Here is a 16,753-nt window from a genome sequence, read left to right on the forward strand (position 1 = left end):
TTTGTGATATGCGAAACGCGAAGCGGTTACTTTTTCTTGCGGTTGCGGTTGCGGTTGCGCGACAGGGCCTGTTGCTTGCGCTTGGCTTTCTTCGCCTGGGCATTGGCAGGTTTGACCGGAAGGGCGGGTGGGGTATACCAGGGCAGGTCGTAGGCCGTGCTGCCCGGAGAATGATAGCTCGGCTGCGGCGTCAGGCGCCGTTCCAGCAAGCCCAGTACGATCTGGACGTCTTCCCAATCACCCTGTACGGATAGGTCGACCGCATTCGCCGCGAATACCTGTTCGATGAGCGGAGCAGCTTCCACTGCTTTCAGATTGAGCAGCTCACAGATCAGGAAGGCGTTGAACACGACGTCTCGCTCGGCGAGGCGAGCCAGTTCCGTGCCGAGCACGGCAATGCAATCGTTGCGGCTTTCGGGAAAGCCCTTGGCAATCGCGGTCAAGGCAGCCATGGCCGTGGTGCAAGGCCAGAGGCTATTGGTGTCATCCGCAAGGTAGGCGCCGAGGGATGCAATCGCGCTGGGGCCGATTTGCCCGAAAACCGCTGGCAGCTCTTCCGGCTACCAATCCTCTAACTCGGCATGCTGGAACTCGGCGATCAAGCTGTCGATGGCCTGCTCAGCTCGCAGTTGACCGAGTGCACGCCAGGCATGCATGGAGGCGTGGGCTGATCGTTCGTCGGTCTCAGGCGCGCGGTGACTGCCGGCTTGGGCCAGGCGGCAGAGTTCCGGGATGTCGGCCTCGCTCAACCCCAATTCCCGGTATACCGGTGGGCTTTGCTCGTCCATCGGGCTACCGAGCGCCAGGAGTTGGGCGACCGGCTCACGATAGTCGCTGGTAAACATCAACAATTCTCCTGGGCTGGCATTTGAAGTCATGCATGGTAGTTCATGTGGCGGCCAAGGGGTTATGGCAGGCATTGAAGCCCATCAGGGCACCTCTAAAAACTACCTGCGTTGTCATCGCTGCGTTAAAACAGGCTCAAGATGCTCATTTACCGCGCGTAAACTCCGCTTTTTCGCCTGTTTTTGCCTTGCGCTGACTGCCTCGCTTGCGTTTTTAGAGGTGCCCTACAGGCGCGATGATCGAGACCTTGGCTCCAAGATTCGACGGGAGGTGGCCGGAACGGTTGAGGTGCTGAAGGCACATTGCTATCTTGGTCCGTTTGCTGCTGCCTGACCTATGCCTAATGCATTACCTGGAACGTTTTCGACCTGCCTTTCCCCGCACCGCTTGCTTCGACGACCTTGTCTTGCATTTCGATGACCGCAGCGTTGGCGATAGCTTGCCGGCCATTGCCAAGCTTATTGCCGAACGCGACTACCGGAGCTATTCCTCGCGACGAATCGCCCGTGCGCTGCAGGTAGGTCAGCACAAATTGTTCGTCAAAACCTCTGCAATCGAAGGATTACGCTCACAACTGCGAGTCACCTTGGGCAAGTCAAGGAGCAAGGGCGGTCTCGATTGGCCGGTTGCCGAGTTGGTCAATACGAGCGAGGTGTTCCGACGCGGTCTACCGATGCCGCGCCTCAAAGGGTTCGGTTATCGAAAGAAGAGGCTGGGGTTGGTCAAGGAGATCTTCCTGATCAGCGAATATCTAGAGGGCTATGTCAATGGTGAGGAATGGCTGGAGCGCTCCGAGTCGGATGTGGAGCTGTTTCTTTCCGATGCCATTTCCCTCATCCATAGGTTGAATGGCCAGGATGTCTTTCACCTTGACGTTTGGGTTGGAAACTTCATGTTGCATCCCGACAAACCTCGCGATTTAAGGATCATCGATCTGGAGAATTGCCATATCGGGCCAACCGATCATTTCGCCGAGGGGTTGGGCTTTCAACTTGGGTTCCTCTACCAACGCTGCGTGAGCCGCCTGTTGAGCGAAGAGCGATACGATCGGTTGGTGGCGAAAGCGCTGGTTGCGTATGAGGGGCTGGATCGGCAACGCTTCGAGCAATTCTTCCAGATCGGAAAGCATGCCGTCGTCGGGCGAAAGGAGCGCTGGGATATCCTTCGGCGGGGCATGCGGCCAGGCGCTCTAGACTCAGGCTTTGGGTAGGGCTCCAAGGAACGCCTCTTGGGCAGAGGTCGATGTCATCGCCGAGTAACGGGTCCGCCGCGAAACCTTGTGATCGCGGAAGTGGCGATACACCGGCTCAAAGACACGTTCATCGAGATGGGGGTGGGCGCGCTTCAGGTAGCTGGAGCTGACGCGGTGGTAATCGTCCTTGCTGATGAAGCGGTGGAACCAGAAGATATAAAAGTAGCCGTGCAGGAAGCCCAGGGCGAAGTCCCGATTCAAGACCTCATGTGCGCAGCATTCGAAGTCGATCAGGCGCAGCTGCTCGTCGGGACCGATCAGGATATTCTTCGGATGCGGGTCGAGATGGCAGAAGTCCAGTTCCAGCATACGACTGAACAGCGCGAAGATTTTCTCAAGCAGTGCTTGCGCCTGATCGGGGTGTTGCCTCAAGCGCTCATCGAGATTGCAATGCTCGGGTAGATAGCGAACCAGCAGGAACTCCTCTTCGAGGAAGACTCCCCTGCGAGTGCGATAACCGAACGCGACGATCTGAGGGACGAAGTCGGCTGCTGCGGGAATCTTACGTAGATTGATGAACTCGTTGGTCAGGTCGTGCAGTCCATAGCTCTTCTTCAGGCCGAAGTAGTTGCTCAACTGCTTCTTCCAACTGGCCAGGCGGTTATGTTTCAGCACCCATTGCTCGGCCCCTTTCAATAGGTACACGCCGCGGGTTTCCTCCAAGGGATCCAGGGTCGGGCATTCTTGCGGTGCAGCGAAAAAATCTTCCAACGCCTGCTGCACCGTGTCTGCGTGCGCGCTTTCGATCAGGAAGCGAATTCCCTGCAATTCAATGGAGCGGAAGGAATTGGTCAGGGATTTGAGGTGCAGCATTAGTCGTTGTTGCCAGTTGGTCGTTCGAGTGCGACATGCTACGGAAATTTCGACGCATGTCATCAAAATGATGTCATTGGCGTCCGGCGGGTGGCTGGCGAAGCCGGTGTCCTCCTGCTTCGGCAAGAAAGCTCCAGGCCACGAAGCGGCTCTGCTTCTGCCCCTGGGCCATTTCGACGGTACGTACGTCCTTTGCGCCGACCTTGCGCAGCGTCGCCTGCACGGCCGGAAGGTTGGCGGCCTTGGACACCAGGGTGCTGAACCACTGCACCTGGCCGGCATAGGCCTGGCTTTCCTCGATCATGCGTTTGACGAACGCCGCTTCGCCGCCTTCGCAGTAGAGCTCGGCGCCCTGGCCGCCGAAGTTCAGCACCGGCAGCTTGCGTTTCGGGTCGAGCTTGCCGAGGTTGCGCCATTTGCGCTGGCTGCCTCGGGTGGCCTCATCCAGCGAGGCGTGGAACGGCGGGTTGCATAGCGTCAGGTCGAAGCGCTCGTCGGCCTGCAACAGGCCCTCGAAGATGTGGCGGGGATTCGGCTGTTGGCGCAGCTCGATGGCGTCGTCCAGCCGATTGGCCTGGATGATGGCCCGGGCCGAGGCGAGGGCGGTGCTGTCGATGTCGGCGCCGAGGAAGCGCCAGCCATACTCGCGATGGCCAATCAGCGGGTAGATGCAGTTGGCACCGACCCCGATATCCAGTACCCGTACCGCGGGGCCGCGCGGAATGGCTCCCCCGCATGTTTCGGCAAGCAGGTCGGCTAGGCCGTGCAGGTAATCGGCCCGGCCGGGGATCGGCGGGCACAGATAGGCTTCGGGGATATCCCAGTGCTCGATGCCGTAGTGTTCCTTGAGAAGGGCACGATTCAGCGCCTTGACCGCCTGCGGGTCGGCAAAGTCGATACTCTGCTTGCCATAGGGGTTGAGGATGACGAACGCCGCAAGCGCCGGGTGGCGCTCGATCAGCGCGGGGAAGTCGTAACGACCCTGGTGGCGGTTGCGCGGATGCAGGTTGCCCTTGGCGGTTGGCTGGCGGGGCGGGGAAGGGCGCTTGGGTGGTCGCGGCATGGCTGGCTGGTCGGTAGTACGCTGGGCGCAGCATTTTCCCACAGCCGCCGTGCCTTTGCCGGGCTAACTGGCGATCAGCCGATGTTCAGCCAGGTCGCCAGGTAGTCGAAGAACAGGCAATAGAGCAGGATCGGCAGCGGCAGGCCGAGCAGGGTGCCGAGCAGATAGTCGCGAAAGCGCACGCCGGACAGGGCCAGGCTGTAGTTCAGGGCGGGCACGGTCTGGAACAGCACGCGCAGGCCGACGATGCTGGCCAGCGGGTGCCGGTCAAGATGCTGGAGCAGGCGCTGGGCCAGGCGGTTGTCCAGTTCGCGCAGGGCGTTGCCGCCCAGGTAGCGAATGGTGAAGAAGGTAAAGGTGCAGGACAGGCTGGCCGCCACGTAGGTGGCGACGCCGCCGTAGACGCGCCCGAGGGCCAGCACCGCGGCGGCGAGGAAGATCCAGCCGGGGATCTGGATCAAGTTGCCGAGGGCGAACAGCAGGACGAACAGCAGCAGGCCGACGACCTTGTGCATCAGGATCAGATGCTGCAGCGCTTCCAGGCTGAACCGTTGGCGAATGCCGAGCGCTTCGAACAGCACGAATACACCCAGCAGGAACAGCGCCACCAGAAGCAGTCGACGTGAACTGCGCATAGTCCGCCTCGCCGTCAGGGATAGCCTAGTATGGACTTGATCTGCGTCTGGTGGGCAGCGATCCACTGTGGGTCGATCGGCCCCCAGTCGCGAATCAGGTAGTGCCCGGCGTTGTTGCGTTCACCGGCCTGCTGGGCGAAGGCGCAGTCGATATCCAGCTCGGCAAGCGCCGCCAGGGTGTCCTGGGCGGTGCGGCGCGGCATACCGGTGGCGGCCATCAGTTCGGGCACGCTGCGGGCCTGACCGCTGTCGATCAGCCAGGCTACATACAGGCGGCGGTAGAAGCTGGTTCTGGTCTTGCTGACATCCATTTTCTCGACTCCTGGCGCCCGGAGCGCGCCGTGCGGGCGCACATCCGGGTTTGCCTGCTCAACCCAGGCTGGCTAGGCCGATGTAGGTGGCGGCGCCGGCGATATAGCCAACGAAGGCCAGGAGGCTGATCTTCTTCAGGTACCAGACGAAGTTGATCTTCTCCATGCCCATGGCCGCGACACCGGCCGCGGAGCCGATGATCAGGCAACTGCCGCCGGTGCCGGCGCAGTAGGCGAGCATTTCCCAGAACTTGCCATCGGCCACGAAGTTGGCCAGCCAGCCGGCTTCGTCGCCGGCGATGGCCAGCGCCTCGGGGCTCACCAGCGGGTACATCTTCATGGCGCCGGCCACCAGCGGCACGTTGTCCACGACCGAGGACAGCAGGCCGATGGCGATGTTGATCGCATAGACGTCGCCCAGGCTGTCGCGCAGCGCGGTGGCGACCTGGGTCAGGTGACCGGCGCTGGCCAGGCTGGAGACCGCCAGCAAGATGCCGAGGAAGAACAGCACGCTGGTGGTGTCGATGCGGCGCAGCACGCCGACGACCGACAGGGGATGCTTGTCTTCGTCATTCTTGCCGCGATGGATGACTTCGGTGACCACCCAGAGCACGCCGAGGCCGAGCAGGATGCCCATGTACGGCGGCAGGTGGGTCACGGTCTTGAATACCGGCACGAACAGCAGTGCGCCGATGCCGAGGATGAAGATCAGGTTGCGCTCGAAGGGCGTGGTGGGGTCGCGGTGTTCCTCGTCCAGAATCACTTCCTGCGGCCTTTCGATCTCGCCGCCGAGGGTAAAGCTGAGGATCAGCAGCGGTACCAGCAGGCAGACCAGGCTCGGCAGGATCAGGCTGGTGACGATGCCGCTGGTGCTGATCTGGGCGCCGATCCACAGCATGGTGGTGGTCACGTCGCCGATCGGCGACCAGGCGCCGCCAGCGTTGGCGGCGATCACCACGATGCCGGCGTAGAACCAGCGCTCGCGCTGCTCGGAAATCAGCTTGCGCAGCAGCGAGATCATCACGATGGTGGTGGTCAGGTTGTCCAGCGCCGCGGAGAGGAAGAAAGTGATCAGTGCCACCATCCACAGCAGGGTGACGCGCTTGTTGGTGCGGATGCGGTCGGTGATGACCTTGAAACCCTCATGGGCATCGACCAGTTCGACGATGGTCATGGCGCCCATCAGGAAGAACAGGATCTCGGAAATCTCGCCGAGGTGATGGCGCAGCTCCTCGACCACATGGTGGGTATTGTCGAAGGCGCCGGCGGTACCGTGGCCGATCTGCGGCAATATGCTGTCGGCACCGAGCACCAGAAGGGTCCAGCACAATACCGCGGTCAACAATGCCGAGGCGGCCTTGTCGATCTTCAGCGGATGTTCCAGGGCGATGCAGAGGTATCCGAGCACGAATACCAGTGCCATGAGGGCGTAAGCGTACATAGGCTGAATTTCCAGTCAGAAGGTTAGTTATGGTTGGAATCTGAATGCATGGAAAAGGTGTGAGCGGCAGCATGCCCAACAACGTGTCGGGTGGAAAGCGCCGTTGGCGTTGCCGGCACTATCGGCAAGCGGTCGAGTCATTGCCTTGATGCTGGACAAGAAGCGGCTCCCTCGCAGTGATTGGCCATGCGCAGTGGCCATAAAAAAGCCCGCGATCTTGCGATGGCGGGCTTCACGGGTTACAGATTGGCGATCTTCTCGCGCTGCTCGGCGAGCTTGCCGAGGGCTTGCTCGGCTTCCGCCAGCTTGGCGCGCTCCTTGTCGAGCACCTCGGCCGGGGCCTTGGCGACGAAGCCTTCGTTGGCCAGCTTGCCGCCGACCCGCTTGACCTCGCCGTCCAGGCGCTGGATTTCCTTGTCCAGGCGTGCCAGTTCGGCGTCCTTGTCGATCAACCCGGCCATCGGCACCAACACCTGCATCTCGCCGACCAGGGCGGTGGCGGACATCGGTGCTTCTTCGCCGGCGGCCAGTACGCGCACCGATTCCAGCTTGGCCAGCTTGTTCAGCAGCGGCTCGAAGTCGGCCAGGCGGCGCAGGTCTTCGGCATTGGCGTTCTGCACGATGATGTCGATGCGCTTGGCCATGGAGATCTTCATCTCGCCGCGAATCTGCCGCACGCCGAGCATCAACTGCTTGACCCACTCGATGTCGCCTTCGGCGGCGGCGTCGATGCGGCTCTCGTTCGCTACCGGCCAGGTCTGCAGCATGAGCGTGTCGCCGCTGGCTCCGGCCTGGGCCTTGATGCGCTGCCAGATTTCCTCGGTGATGAACGGCATGAACGGATGGGCCAGGCGCAGGATCACTTCCAGCACACGGATCAGTGTGCGGCGAGTGCCGCGCTGGCGCTCGATCGGTGCGTTCTCGTCCCACAGCACAGGCTTCACCAGCTCCAGGTACCAGGCGCAGTACTCGTCCCAGACGAACTCGTAGAGCGCCTGGGTAGCCAGGTCGAAGCGGAAGGCATCGAGCTGACGGGTGACTTCCTGCTCGGTGCGTTGCAGCGCGGAGATGATCCAACGGTCGACCGAGGACAGCTCGACTTCTTCACCGTTAACGCCAGTGTCCTGGCCATCGGTGTTCTCGATGACGAAGTTGGCGGCGTTCCAAAGCTTGTTGCAGAAGTTGCGATAACCCTCGACGCGGCCCATGTCGAACTTCACGTCGCGGCCGGTGGTGGCCAGCGAGCAGAAGGTGAAGCGCAGGGCATCGGTGCCGTAGCTGGCGATGCCTTCGGGGAATTCGGCCTTGGTCTGCTTGGCGATCTTCTCGGCCAGCTTGGGCTGCATCATGCCGCTGGTGCGTTTCTCCAGCAGCTCTTCGAGGGTGATGCCGTCGACTATGTCCAGCGGATCGAGCACGTTGCCCTTGGACTTGGACATCTTCTGGCCCTGGCCGTCGCGCACCAGGCCGTGGACGTAGACGGTCTTGAACGGAATCTGCCCGGTCAGGTGGGTGGACAGCATGATCATCCGGGCGACCCAGAAGAAGATGATGTCGAAGCCGGTGACCAGCACATCGGTGGGGTGGAAGGTCTTCAGTTCCTCGGTCTGCTGCGGCCAGCCGAGGGTGGAGAAGGTCCACAGGCCGGAGCTGAACCAGGTGTCCAGTACGTCCTCGTCCTGCACCAGTTCCACTTCGTTGCCGAGGCCGTGCTTGCGCCGCACGTCCATTTCGTCGCGGCCGACGTAGACATTGCCCAACTCGTCGTACCAGGCCGGAATGCGGTGGCCCCACCACAGCTGGCGGCTGATGCACCAGTCCTGGATGTCGCGCATCCAGGAGAAGTACATGTTCTCGTACTGCTTGGGTACGAACTGGATTTCACCGCTCTCGACCACGGCGATGGCCTTCTCGGCCAGCGGCTTGGTGGAGACGTACCACTGGTCGGTCAACCAAGGCTCGATCACGGTGCCGGAGCGGTCGCCCTTCGGCACTTTCAGCGCGTGGTCTTCGATCTTTTCCAGCAGGCCGGCGGCCTCGAAGGCGGCGACGATGCGCTTGCGCGCCTCGAAGCGGTCCAGGCCGGCGTATTCCTCTGGCAAGCTCGGGTCGACCTCGGCGTTGACGCTGCCGTCGAGGTTGAACACCTGGGCCTTGGCCAGTATCGCCGCATTCTTGTCGAGCACGTTGATCAGCGGCAGGTCGTGGCGCTTGCCGACTTCGTAGTCGTTGAAGTCGTGGGCCGGGGTGATCTTCACGCAGCCGGTGCCGAACTCGGGGTCGCAGTAGTCATCCGCGACGATGGGAATGCGCCGGCCCACCAGCGGCAGTTCGACGAACTGGCCGATCAGTGCCTTGTAGCGCTCGTCTTCCGGATGCACGGCCACGGCGGTGTCGCCAAGCATGGTTTCCGGGCGGGTGGTGGCGACGATCAGGTAATCCTTTCCCTCGGCGGTCGTGGAGCCGTCGGCCAGCGGATAGCGCAGGTGCCAGAGATTGCCCTTCTCGTCATGGTTCTCCACTTCCAGGTCGGAAATGGCGGTGTGCAGCTTGGTGTCCCAGTTGACCAGGCGCTTGCCGCGGTAGATCAGGCCGTCCTCATGCAGGCGTACGAAGGCCTCCTTCACCGCCTCGGACAGGCCGTCGTCCATGGTGAAGCGCTCGCGCGACCAGTCCACCGAGGAGCCGAGGCGGCGAATCTGGCGGGTGATGTTGCCACCGGACTCTTCCTTCCACTGCCAGACCTTCTCCAGGAACTTCTCGCGACCGAGATCGTGACGGTTGATGCCCTGCGCGGCCAGTTGGCGTTCCACCACCATCTGGGTGGCGATGCCTGCGTGGTCGGTGCCCGGCTGCCACAGGGTGTTGCGGCCCTGCATGCGACGGAAGCGGATTAGCGCATCCATGATCGCGTTGTTGAAACCATGGCCCATGTGCAGGCTGCCGGTGACGTTCGGCGGCGGGATCATGATGGTGTAGGGCTCGCCGGAGCCCTGGGGAGCGAAATAGTTCTTCGACTCCCAGGTCTGGTACCAGGAGGTTTCGATGGCGTGCGGCTGGTAGGTCTTATCCATGCGCGGCGGGACCCTTAATGCGGCTGAGCGGAAAAACCGGGGAGTATAACGGTTCTGGATGGCTGGCGGCAGGCAGCTGGCGCAGGAGGGCGCCGGGCTTATTTCTTGCGCTGGGCCAGCAGCCGGTCCAGGCGTGCTTCCAGGCGGCGGCGCAGCTCGGCTTCGATCTGCGGCACAAAGTCGTCGATCACGTCCTGCAGGATCAGTTGCCCGGCGGCGCGCAGCTCGCGGTCGATCCGAGTGATTTCCTGGGCAGTGCTCTGCGGCGGGCGCGGGGCGGTGGCGGGCGGGGTCGCCTGCGGTGCCGGGCGTGGCGTGGCAGTCGGCGCTTGAGTGGGTTGCGGTCTGGCCGGAGACGCGGCCGGGCGCGGCGCCGGCGTGACGATCTCGGACAGCAGGGGAATGCTGTTCGGGTCGATCGAATCGGTCAGCAGCGGCGGTTCGAGGTGGTCCTGGCCCAGCAGTTGGCGGATCGATTCGAGATCGTCCAGCAGGTGCTCGGGTGGTTGCGGCGGTTTGCGGCTGTCCATGGGGGCGTTCAGAGGCGGGGCAGGCGGTGATCCTGCAAAGGATAGCCGCCTTCTCGGTAGAAACGGAAATTCTCCCTGGCCGCCTGGCGGATGGTCGGTTCTTCCACCACCACTTCGGCGACACGGGCGAATCGAGTGAAGAAGGCCGGTACCTGGGTACTCAGGTTGACCAGCAGATCGCAGTGGCTGCCGGGGTCTTCGCTCAGGCCCAGCGCCACCGGCGCCTGCTGGTCTTCCTCGGCGCTGCCGTGGGGGACGAAGCTTTCGCCCTTGAAGCTCCACAGTCGTGCATCCAGGGTCTCGCGCTGTACTGCATCGGCGCAGTGCAGGTAGACCCGATGGCCCAGGCGCCAGGCCTTTTCGGTCAGCTTGCAGGCGAATTCCAGGCGGGCCGCCGGGTCGGCGCTGGGTAGGATGTAGAAATCGACTTTGGTCATGGCGGTCGGTGAGTGGGCTCGGTCTATCGGTGGACAGTCACCGGGGCGAATAGGTCCGCCCCGGTGGTTTGGCTCAGGCCTTGCTGCGCTCCAGCAGGAACTGGCTGAGCATGGGGACCGGACGACCGGTGGCGCCCTTTTCCTTGCCGCCGCTGATCCACGCGGTGCCGGCGATATCCAGGTGCGCCCAGTGGAAGTTCTTGGCGAAGCGCGAGAGGAAGCAGCCGGCGGTGATGGTGCCGGCCTTGGGGCCGCCGATGTTGGCGATGTCGGCGAACGGGCTGTCCAGTTGCTCCTGGTATTCGTCGAAGAGCGGCAATTGCCAGGCGCGGTCGTCGGCGCTTTCGCCGGCTTTGAGTAGCTCCTTCACCAGGCCGTCGTTGTTGCTCATCAGGCCGGCGGTGTTGCTGCCCAGGGCGACGATGCAGGCGCCGGTGAGGGTGGCGATGTCGATCACCGCCTGCGGCTTGAAGCGCTCGGCGTAGGTCAGGGTGTCACACAGCACCAGGCGACCTTCTGCGTCGGTATTGAGAATCTCGACGGTCTGACCGCTCATGGTGGTGACGATGTCCCCGGGGCGGGTGGCGTGGCCGCTGGGCATGTTCTCGGCGCAGGCCATCAGGCCGACCACGTTGATCGGCAGCTCCAGTTGCAGCAGGGTGCGGAAGGTACCGAGCACGCTGGCGGCGCCACACATGTCGTACTTCATCTCGTCCATGTTGGCCGAGGGCTTGATGCTGATGCCGCCGGTATCGAAGGTAATGCCCTTGCCCACCAGGACCACGGGCTTGTCGTCCTTCTTCGCACCCTGGTAGTTGAGCACGATCAGTCGCGGCGGCTGTTCGCTGCCCTGGGCCACGGCGAGGAAGGCGCCCATGCCCAGTTCCTTGAGCTTCTTCTCATCCAGCACCTCGACCTTGAGGCTCTTGTGGGTCTTGGCCAGCGCTTTGGCTTCCTCGGCGAGAAAGCTTGGGTGGCACAGGTTTGGCGGCAGGTTGCCAAGGTCGCGGGTCAGCTCCATGCCGGCGGCGATGGCCTGGGCATGCGTCGCACCGCGCTCGACCTCGGCGCTGGTGGCCTTGTCGCTGAGCAGGACGATTTTCTTCAGGGTGCGCGGGTCGCTCTTCTGGCTTTTGAAACGATCAAAAACGTAGCTGCCGTCAGCCAGCGTTTCCACCAACAGACGTGCCTTGCCGTAGGCGTCGCGGCCTTTCACCGCCAGTTCGTGCAGGGTCAGCGCGGCATCGTTGCCACCCAAGCCCTTGAGCACGCCGAAGACCGCCGCGACGACCTTGCGGAACTGGCGGTCGGACAGTTCGCGTTCCTTGCCGCAACCGACCAGCAATACGCGCTCTGCCTTGAGGTTGGGCAGGTTATGCAGCAGCAGGGTCTGGCCGACCTTGCCGGCCAGGTCGCCGCGCTTGAGCAGTGCGCTGATGGCGCCGCCACTGGCGGCATCCACGGCCTTGGCCGTGTCGCCGAGCTTGCGGCCTTCGCCGACCGCGAGGACCAGAGTGGCGGTTTTCAGGGTTTCCGGACGAGCGCTTTTGACAAGGAATTCCATGACGAGATGTCCCCAAGACAAAGAGTCGGGTTTGAAGGATATAATGCCGGCTATTTTTCGAGGCTGGCCGGCACACAAAGCAGCTAGTGTGAGCGCTGCCGCCTGAGCCTGACAACCCTGGAGCGTCTGGTTTGATTGTCTTTCGTTATCTGTCCCGTGAACTGTTGGTTACTTTGAGCGCCGTGAGTGCCGTGCTGCTGGTAATCATCATGAGCGGCCGCTTCATCAAGTACCTCGCCCAGGCCGCGCAGGGGGTGCTCGATCCGAGCGTACTGTTCATGATCATGGGCCTGCGCATGCCAGGCTTCCTCCAGCTGATCCTGCCGCTGGGATTGTTCCTCGGTGTGCTGCTCGCCTATGGCCGGCTCTATCTCGATAGCGAAATCACCGTGCTGTCCGCCACCGGCATGAGCCAGCAGCGGCTGATGGCCTATACCCTGGCGCCCACCGCGTTGGTCGCGCTGATGGTGGCATGGCTGAGCATGGGTCTGACGCCGCAGGGCGTCGCCGGGGTGGCGCGCATCCTCAACCAGCAGGAGGCGCTGACCGAATTCGATACCCTGGTTCCCGGCCGCTTCCAGGCCATGCGCGATGGTTCTCGGGTGACCTATAGCGAAGAGCTGTCGGAAGACCGCGGCGAACTGTCGAAGATCTTCATTTCCGAGAAGCGCCTGTCCCGCGAAAGCGGCAAGGAGCGCGGCATCACCGTGCTGGTCGCCGAATCCGGTCGCCAGGAAATCCAGGAAGACGGCAGTCGCTACCTGATCCTGAAGAATGGCTACCGTTACGACGGCAACCCCGGCGCGGCGGACTACCGGGCCATCCAGTACGAGACCTATGGGGTGCTGCTGCCCAAGCCGGAAGTCAGTGCCGAGATCGGTGAGCGCGAAGCGATTCCCACCCGCGAACTGCTCGGTAGCGACGATCACAAGCTGCAGGCGGAATTGCAGTGGCGCCTGTCGCTGCCGCTGCTGGTGTTCGTCGTCGCGCTGCTGGCGGTGCCCTTGTCTCGAGTGAATCCGCGCCAGGGGCGTTTTCTGAAACTGTTGCCGGCGGTGCTGCTGTATATGGCTTATCTGAGCTTGTTGATTGCGGCGCGTGGCGCACTGAGCAAGGGCAAGTTGTCGCCGGAGGTGGGGCTCTGGTGGGTGCACGGGTTGTTCTTGCTGATCGGTTTGGTCTTGCTCTACTGGGAGGCGCTGCGTCTCAAAGTGGCGGGTCTTCGCGCGGCGCGGGAGGTGGTCCATGGTTAAGTTGGATCGCTACATCGGGACCAGTGTGTTCTTCGCCATCCTCTCGGTGCTGGGCATTATCGTGGGCCTGGCGCTGCTGTTCGCCTTCATCGACGAGTTGGGCGACATCGAGGGTGGCTACAGTTTGCTCGATGCGCTGACCTACGTGCTGCTGACCCTGCCGCGACGCACCTATGAAATGCTGCCGATGGCGGCGTTGATCGGTTGCCTGATCGGGCTTGGCAGTCTGGCCAGCAGCAGCGAGCTGACCATCATGCGTGCCGCCGGCGTGTCGGTGGGGCGCATCGTATGGGCAGTGATGAAGCCGATGCTGGTGCTGTTGCTGGCCGGCATCCTGATCGGAGAGTACGTCGCGCCCTGGACCGAGAACCTGGCCCAGGCCAATCGTGCCCTGGCCCAGGGGGGCGGTGAAGCGCAGAGCGCCAGGCATGGTCTCTGGCATCGGCAGGGCGATGAGTTCGTGCACATCAATGCCGTGCAGCCCAATGGCGTGCTCTACGGGGTGACCCGCTATCGTTTCGACGACCAGCGGCGGCTGCTGTCTTCCAGCTTCGCCCGGCGCGCGCTCTATCAGGGCGGCCACTGGCAGCTCGAGGACGTCAAGACCACGCGCTTCCTGGAGCGCAGTACCGAGGTCGACGAGGTCGCCAGCGAGCGCTGGGAGATCGAGCTGAACCCGCAGCTGCTGAATACCGTGGTGTTGGCACCGGATGCGTTGTCGATCACCGGTCTGTGGCGCTACATCCAATACCTGGCCGAGCAGGGGTTGAACAACAGCCAATACTGGCTGGCGCTGTGGACCAAATTGCTGCAGCCGCTGGTGACCATGGCGCTGGTGCTGATGGCGATTTCCTTCATCTTCGGTCCGCTGCGTTCGGTTACCCTCGGTCAGCGGGTGTTCACCGGGGTGCTGGTCGGCTTCGTATTCCGTATTGCCCAGGACCTGCTCGGCCCATCCAGTTTGGTGTTTGGCTTCTCGCCGCTGCTGGCGGTGCTGCTGCCGGCAGGCGTGTGCGCGCTGGCAGGCTTCTGGTTGCTTCGTCGCGCCGGTTGAGTAAGGGAAGGGAAAGCCGGCTCGAGGGCCGGCTTTTTTGCGTCTGCTATTTCTTATGGGTGTTCTTCGGTAGCTGCACGATCTGGCTATCGGAGTACATGTCGTGCCAGCTGCGTTTGCGCTTGTCCCAGAGTATCCAGAAGAAGCCCAGGCCCAGGCTTAGCCAGGAGGCGATGGCGATCAGGAAGCGCAGCAGTGCTTGCCACAGGCTGATCGCACTGCCGTCGCTGTTCTGCACGCGAATGTTCCACACCTGCATGCCGAGGGTTTGGCCGCTGTGGGTCCAGAACTTGGCGAAAAAGGCGAACAGAGTCAGCAGTAGCAGGCTGGAAAGCAGGGGGTCGCCATCGAGGGCGCCGGCGTCGGATAATTGTCGGAGCTGGGCTTCACCGTAGAACCCCATCAGTGCCAGCTTGTAGAGCAGGGTGACCACCATCAGCAAGGCCACGCAGAGCAGGAAGTCGTAGAACATGGCTGCCAGCCGGCGGAGCAGGCCGGCATTCGGGAAATCGCCCTGGGGGCGCAGCTGGTGTTTCGGCATGACAGGCTCGCGGCGAAGAAATCGGTTGGGTAGTTTACGAAAACGCGGGCACAAAAAAGCCCCTGATGTTGCCATCAGGGGCTTTTTAAACGGCTGCGCAGATCAGGCCAGGACCTGAACCTCATCAGCCTGCATGCCTTTCTGGCCCTGCACGGCGATGAAGCTTACCTTCTGGCCTTCTTTCAGGCTCTTGAAGCCTTGGCCTTGGATGGCGCGGAAGTGCACGAACAGATCCGGACCGCTCTCGGGAGTGATGAAGCCGAAGCCCTTCTCGTCGTTGAACCACTTAACGGTGCCGTTTTGACGATTCGACATGTCTTATTTCCTTGGAACTAAAGTTGATGACAGCCTCGGCCACGGCCGAGGGCTGGAACTGGTTGCAGAGAGTAAGAGAAGTCGAGCGGGATGTAGCGGATCTGTAGGATCTACTGCACCAGGTCACGATTCAACAGCGACCCATGCAAACACAGTGGGCACACTCTACGCTAACTCCGCGGGAAATGCCAACCCCTCAGAGCATGCGGTTTTATCGGGCTCGGCGACGCTTATTGCGGTCGCGAAAGCAGGCCTTTTGCCAGGCCATTGGGAGCAGCGAGAAACGAGAAGCAACGAGGCCGCCGGAGGAGGCGGTTAGATCCTGGCATAGCTGGCTGCGCCGTCTGGCGCGTGCCGCCCAGGACTGGGAGCATTGTGGTGCCTCGGGAGAGACTCGAACTCTCACGCTGTCGCCAGCAACGGATTTTGAATCCGCCGCGTCTACCGATTCCGCCACCGAGGCACAATGGCGGCGCAGTATAGGGAGGGTGAGGGGCGCGGTCAATCGCTGTCCGTGGTCAGTTGGTGGCATTTCCGGTAAGCTTTGCGCCCCCTGCACGACGACCTCCATCATGCGCGTTGCCGATTTTTCCTTCGAACTGCCCGAAACCCTGATTGCCCGTCATCCGCTCGCCGAGCGTCGCGCCAGTCGGCTGTTGGTGCTCGATGGACCGAGCGGTGGGTTGGCTCATCGGCATTTTGCCGACCTGTTGGAGTATCTGCGCCCAGGCGATCTCATGGTCTTCAACAATACGCGGGTGATCCCGGCGCGGTTGTTCGGCCGGAAGGCCAGCGGCGGCAAGCTGGAGATCCTGGTCGAGCGCGTGCTGGATAGCCATCGGGTGCTGGCCCATGTGCGCTCGAGCAAGTCGCCCAAGCCCGGCTCGAAGATTTTCCTGGAAGGTGGCGGCGAAGCCGAAATGCTGGCCCGGCACGAGGCGCTGTTCGAGCTGCGCTTCGCCGAGGAAGCGTTGCCGCTGTTGGAGCGTGTCGGCCATATGCCGTTGCCTCCTTATATCGATCGCCCCGACGAGGCGGCCGACCGCGAACGCTATCAGACCGTTTACGCCGAGCGTGCCGGTGCGGTGGCCGCGCCGACCGCCGGGCTGCATTTCGATGCGCCGCTGTTGGATGCGATCCGCGAGATGGGCGTGGAAACCGCTTTCGTCACGCTGCATGTCGGAGCGGGTACCTTCCAACCGGTGCGCGTGGAGCGTATCGAAGATCACCACATGCACCAGGAGTGGCTGGAGGTCGAGCGGGCGGTGGTCGATGCGGTCGCTGCCTGCCGCGCCCGTGGCGGTCGCGTGGTCGCCGTCGGTACCACCAGCGTGCGCTCCCTGGAAAGCGCGGCGCGCGATGGCGAGCTGAAGGCCTTTAGCGGCGAGACCGACATCTTTCTTTATCCGGGGCGTCCGTTCCATGTGGTCGATGCCCTGGTGACCAACTTCCACTTGCCCGAATCCACCTTGCTGATGCTGGTCTCGGCCTTCGCCGGATACCGCGAGACCATGGCCGCCTACGCGGCGGCGGTGGAGCAGGGCTATCGCTTCTTCAGCTACGGTGATGCCATGTTCATCACGCGCAACCCGGCGGCTCGCGGGCCGGAGGATCGTTAATGTCG

At 62.6% G+C, this 16,753-nt stretch carries 17 protein-coding genes and 1 tRNA gene; 4 read left to right on the forward strand and 14 right to left on the reverse strand.

Annotated elements, in window-relative coordinates; translation table 11 throughout:
* Positions 1-26 precede the first annotated feature (26 nt).
* Complete coding sequence (locus ACWKV7_RS11765) at positions 27-452, reverse strand: hypothetical protein (RefSeq protein WP_483857856.1); 426 nt, start codon at positions 450-452, stop codon at positions 27-29.
* Positions 453-560: 108 nt separating this feature from the next.
* Positions 561-845, reverse strand: a complete 285-nt coding sequence (locus ACWKV7_RS11770) for a hypothetical protein (protein WP_483857857.1) — start codon at positions 843-845, stop codon at positions 561-563.
* Positions 846-1,189: 344 nt separating this feature from the next.
* On the opposite strand from ACWKV7_RS11770, the gene ACWKV7_RS11775 reads away from it, so the two are divergent.
* Positions 1,190-2,056, forward strand: a complete 867-nt coding sequence (locus ACWKV7_RS11775; protein ID WP_483857858.1) for a lipopolysaccharide kinase InaA family protein — start codon at positions 1,190-1,192, stop codon at positions 2,054-2,056.
* On the opposite strand, the gene ACWKV7_RS11780 is transcribed toward ACWKV7_RS11775, so the two are convergent.
* The 9 genes from ACWKV7_RS11780 to ACWKV7_RS11820 all read right to left on the reverse strand — a co-directional run bounded on the left by ACWKV7_RS11780 (position 2,042) and on the right by ACWKV7_RS11820 (position 11,966).
* Positions 2,042-3,037: a lipopolysaccharide kinase InaA family protein gene (locus ACWKV7_RS11780; RefSeq protein WP_483857859.1), complete on the reverse strand. Its 996-nt coding sequence runs from the start codon at positions 3,035-3,037 to the stop codon at positions 2,042-2,044. The genes ACWKV7_RS11775 and ACWKV7_RS11780 overlap by 15 nt on opposite strands.
* Positions 2,985-3,974, reverse strand: coding sequence for a 23S rRNA (adenine(1618)-N(6))-methyltransferase RlmF (gene rlmF, locus ACWKV7_RS11785; RefSeq protein WP_483857860.1), 990 nt, complete (start codon positions 3,972-3,974; stop codon positions 2,985-2,987). Before rlmF ends, ACWKV7_RS11780 begins: the two co-directional genes overlap by 53 nt.
* 74 nt (positions 3,975-4,048) lie before the next feature.
* Positions 4,049-4,609 (reverse strand): VTT domain-containing protein, encoded by a 561-nt coding sequence (locus ACWKV7_RS11790; protein WP_483857861.1) that lies wholly within the window; start codon positions 4,607-4,609, stop codon positions 4,049-4,051.
* A 14-nt stretch (positions 4,610-4,623) separates the two neighbouring features.
* Positions 4,624-4,920: a winged helix-turn-helix domain-containing protein gene (locus ACWKV7_RS11795; RefSeq protein WP_483857862.1), complete on the reverse strand. Its 297-nt coding sequence runs from the start codon at positions 4,918-4,920 to the stop codon at positions 4,624-4,626.
* 58 nt (positions 4,921-4,978) lie between these two features.
* On the reverse strand, positions 4,979-6,361 hold the full coding sequence (gene nhaD, locus ACWKV7_RS11800; protein WP_483857863.1) for a sodium:proton antiporter NhaD: 1,383 nt from the start codon (positions 6,359-6,361) through the stop codon (positions 4,979-4,981).
* Positions 6,362-6,600: 239 nt separating this feature from the next.
* The gene (locus tag ACWKV7_RS11805; RefSeq protein WP_483857864.1) at positions 6,601-9,435 is read right to left on the reverse strand and encodes a valine--tRNA ligase; all 2,835 of its coding nucleotides are present in this window, start codon (positions 9,433-9,435) and stop codon (positions 6,601-6,603) included.
* Between the two features lie 98 nt (positions 9,436-9,533).
* Positions 9,534-9,965 (reverse strand): DNA polymerase III subunit chi, encoded by a 432-nt coding sequence (locus tag ACWKV7_RS11810; RefSeq protein WP_483857865.1) that lies wholly within the window; start codon positions 9,963-9,965, stop codon positions 9,534-9,536.
* Between the two features lie 8 nt (positions 9,966-9,973).
* Positions 9,974-10,402 (reverse strand): DNA polymerase III subunit chi, encoded by a 429-nt coding sequence (locus tag ACWKV7_RS11815; protein WP_483857866.1) that lies wholly within the window; start codon positions 10,400-10,402, stop codon positions 9,974-9,976.
* Positions 10,403-10,475: 73 nt separating this feature from the next.
* Entirely contained in the window at positions 10,476-11,966 is a 1,491-nt protein-coding gene (locus tag ACWKV7_RS11820; RefSeq protein ID WP_483857867.1) for a leucyl aminopeptidase, read from the reverse strand.
* A gap of 131 nt (positions 11,967-12,097) precedes the next feature.
* Between ACWKV7_RS11820 and lptF the strand changes: the two genes are divergently transcribed.
* Both lptF and lptG read left to right on the forward strand, forming a co-directional pair.
* The gene (gene lptF, locus ACWKV7_RS11825) at positions 12,098-13,219 is read left to right on the forward strand and encodes an LPS export ABC transporter permease LptF (protein WP_483857868.1); all 1,122 of its coding nucleotides are present in this window, start codon (positions 12,098-12,100) and stop codon (positions 13,217-13,219) included.
* Entirely contained in the window at positions 13,212-14,273 is a 1,062-nt protein-coding gene (lptG, locus tag ACWKV7_RS11830) for an LPS export ABC transporter permease LptG (protein WP_483857869.1), read from the forward strand. Before lptF ends, lptG begins: the two co-directional genes overlap by 8 nt.
* A 46-nt stretch (positions 14,274-14,319) precedes the next feature.
* Here the strand turns inward: lptG and ACWKV7_RS11835 are convergent, their stop codons facing one another.
* The 3 genes from ACWKV7_RS11835 to ACWKV7_RS11845 form a co-directional block, all read right to left on the reverse strand.
* Positions 14,320-14,814 carry an RDD family protein gene (locus ACWKV7_RS11835; protein WP_483857870.1) on the reverse strand — a complete coding sequence of 165 codons (495 nt, stop codon included), beginning with the start codon at positions 14,812-14,814 and terminating at the stop codon, positions 14,320-14,322.
* Between the two features lie 102 nt (positions 14,815-14,916).
* Positions 14,917-15,129: a cold-shock protein gene (locus tag ACWKV7_RS11840; protein ID WP_483857871.1), complete on the reverse strand. Its 213-nt coding sequence runs from the start codon at positions 15,127-15,129 to the stop codon at positions 14,917-14,919.
* 376 nt (positions 15,130-15,505) lie between these two features.
* Positions 15,506-15,592: transfer RNA gene (locus ACWKV7_RS11845), tRNA-Leu, on the reverse strand.
* 109 nt (positions 15,593-15,701) lie between these two features.
* On the opposite strand from ACWKV7_RS11845, the gene queA reads away from it, so the two are divergent.
* Positions 15,702-16,748: a tRNA preQ1(34) S-adenosylmethionine ribosyltransferase-isomerase QueA gene (queA, locus tag ACWKV7_RS11850; RefSeq protein ID WP_483857872.1), complete on the forward strand. Its 1,047-nt coding sequence runs from the start codon at positions 15,702-15,704 to the stop codon at positions 16,746-16,748.
* The last annotated feature ends 5 nt before the right edge of the window (positions 16,749-16,753 follow it).

This window comes from Zestomonas ipomoeae, assembly GCF_057128665.1.

Coding starts and splice junctions, on each gene's coding strand:
- ACWKV7_RS11765 (WP_483857856.1), bottom strand. CDS start 452: ATGGCTGCCTTGACCGCGATTGCCAAGGGCTTTCCCGAAAGCCGCAAC.
- ACWKV7_RS11810 (WP_483857865.1), bottom strand. CDS start 9,965: ATGGACAGCCGCAAACCGCCGCAACCACCCGAGCACCTGCTGGACGAT.
- queA (WP_483857872.1), top strand. CDS start 15,702: ATGCGCGTTGCCGATTTTTCCTTCGAACTGCCCGAAACCCTGATTGCC.
- ACWKV7_RS11805 (WP_483857864.1), bottom strand. CDS start 9,435: ATGGATAAGACCTACCAGCCGCACGCCATCGAAACCTCCTGGTACCAG.
- ACWKV7_RS11775 (WP_483857858.1), top strand. CDS start 1,190: ATGCATTACCTGGAACGTTTTCGACCTGCCTTTCCCCGCACCGCTTGC.
- ACWKV7_RS11815 (WP_483857866.1), bottom strand. CDS start 10,402: ATGACCAAAGTCGATTTCTACATCCTACCCAGCGCCGACCCGGCGGCC.
- ACWKV7_RS11820 (WP_483857867.1), bottom strand. CDS start 11,966: ATGGAATTCCTTGTCAAAAGCGCTCGTCCGGAAACCCTGAAAACCGCC.
- ACWKV7_RS11840 (WP_483857871.1), bottom strand. CDS start 15,129: ATGTCGAATCGTCAAAACGGCACCGTTAAGTGGTTCAACGACGAGAAG.
- ACWKV7_RS11835 (WP_483857870.1), bottom strand. CDS start 14,814: ATGCCGAAACACCAGCTGCGCCCCCAGGGCGATTTCCCGAATGCCGGC.
- rlmF (WP_483857860.1), bottom strand. CDS start 3,974: ATGCCGCGACCACCCAAGCGCCCTTCCCCGCCCCGCCAGCCAACCGCC.
- lptG (WP_483857869.1), top strand. CDS start 13,212: ATGGTTAAGTTGGATCGCTACATCGGGACCAGTGTGTTCTTCGCCATC.
- nhaD (WP_483857863.1), bottom strand. CDS start 6,361: ATGTACGCTTACGCCCTCATGGCACTGGTATTCGTGCTCGGATACCTC.
- ACWKV7_RS11790 (WP_483857861.1), bottom strand. CDS start 4,609: ATGCGCAGTTCACGTCGACTGCTTCTGGTGGCGCTGTTCCTGCTGGGT.
- ACWKV7_RS11770 (WP_483857857.1), bottom strand. CDS start 845: ATGTTTACCAGCGACTATCGTGAGCCGGTCGCCCAACTCCTGGCGCTC.
- ACWKV7_RS11795 (WP_483857862.1), bottom strand. CDS start 4,920: ATGGATGTCAGCAAGACCAGAACCAGCTTCTACCGCCGCCTGTATGTA.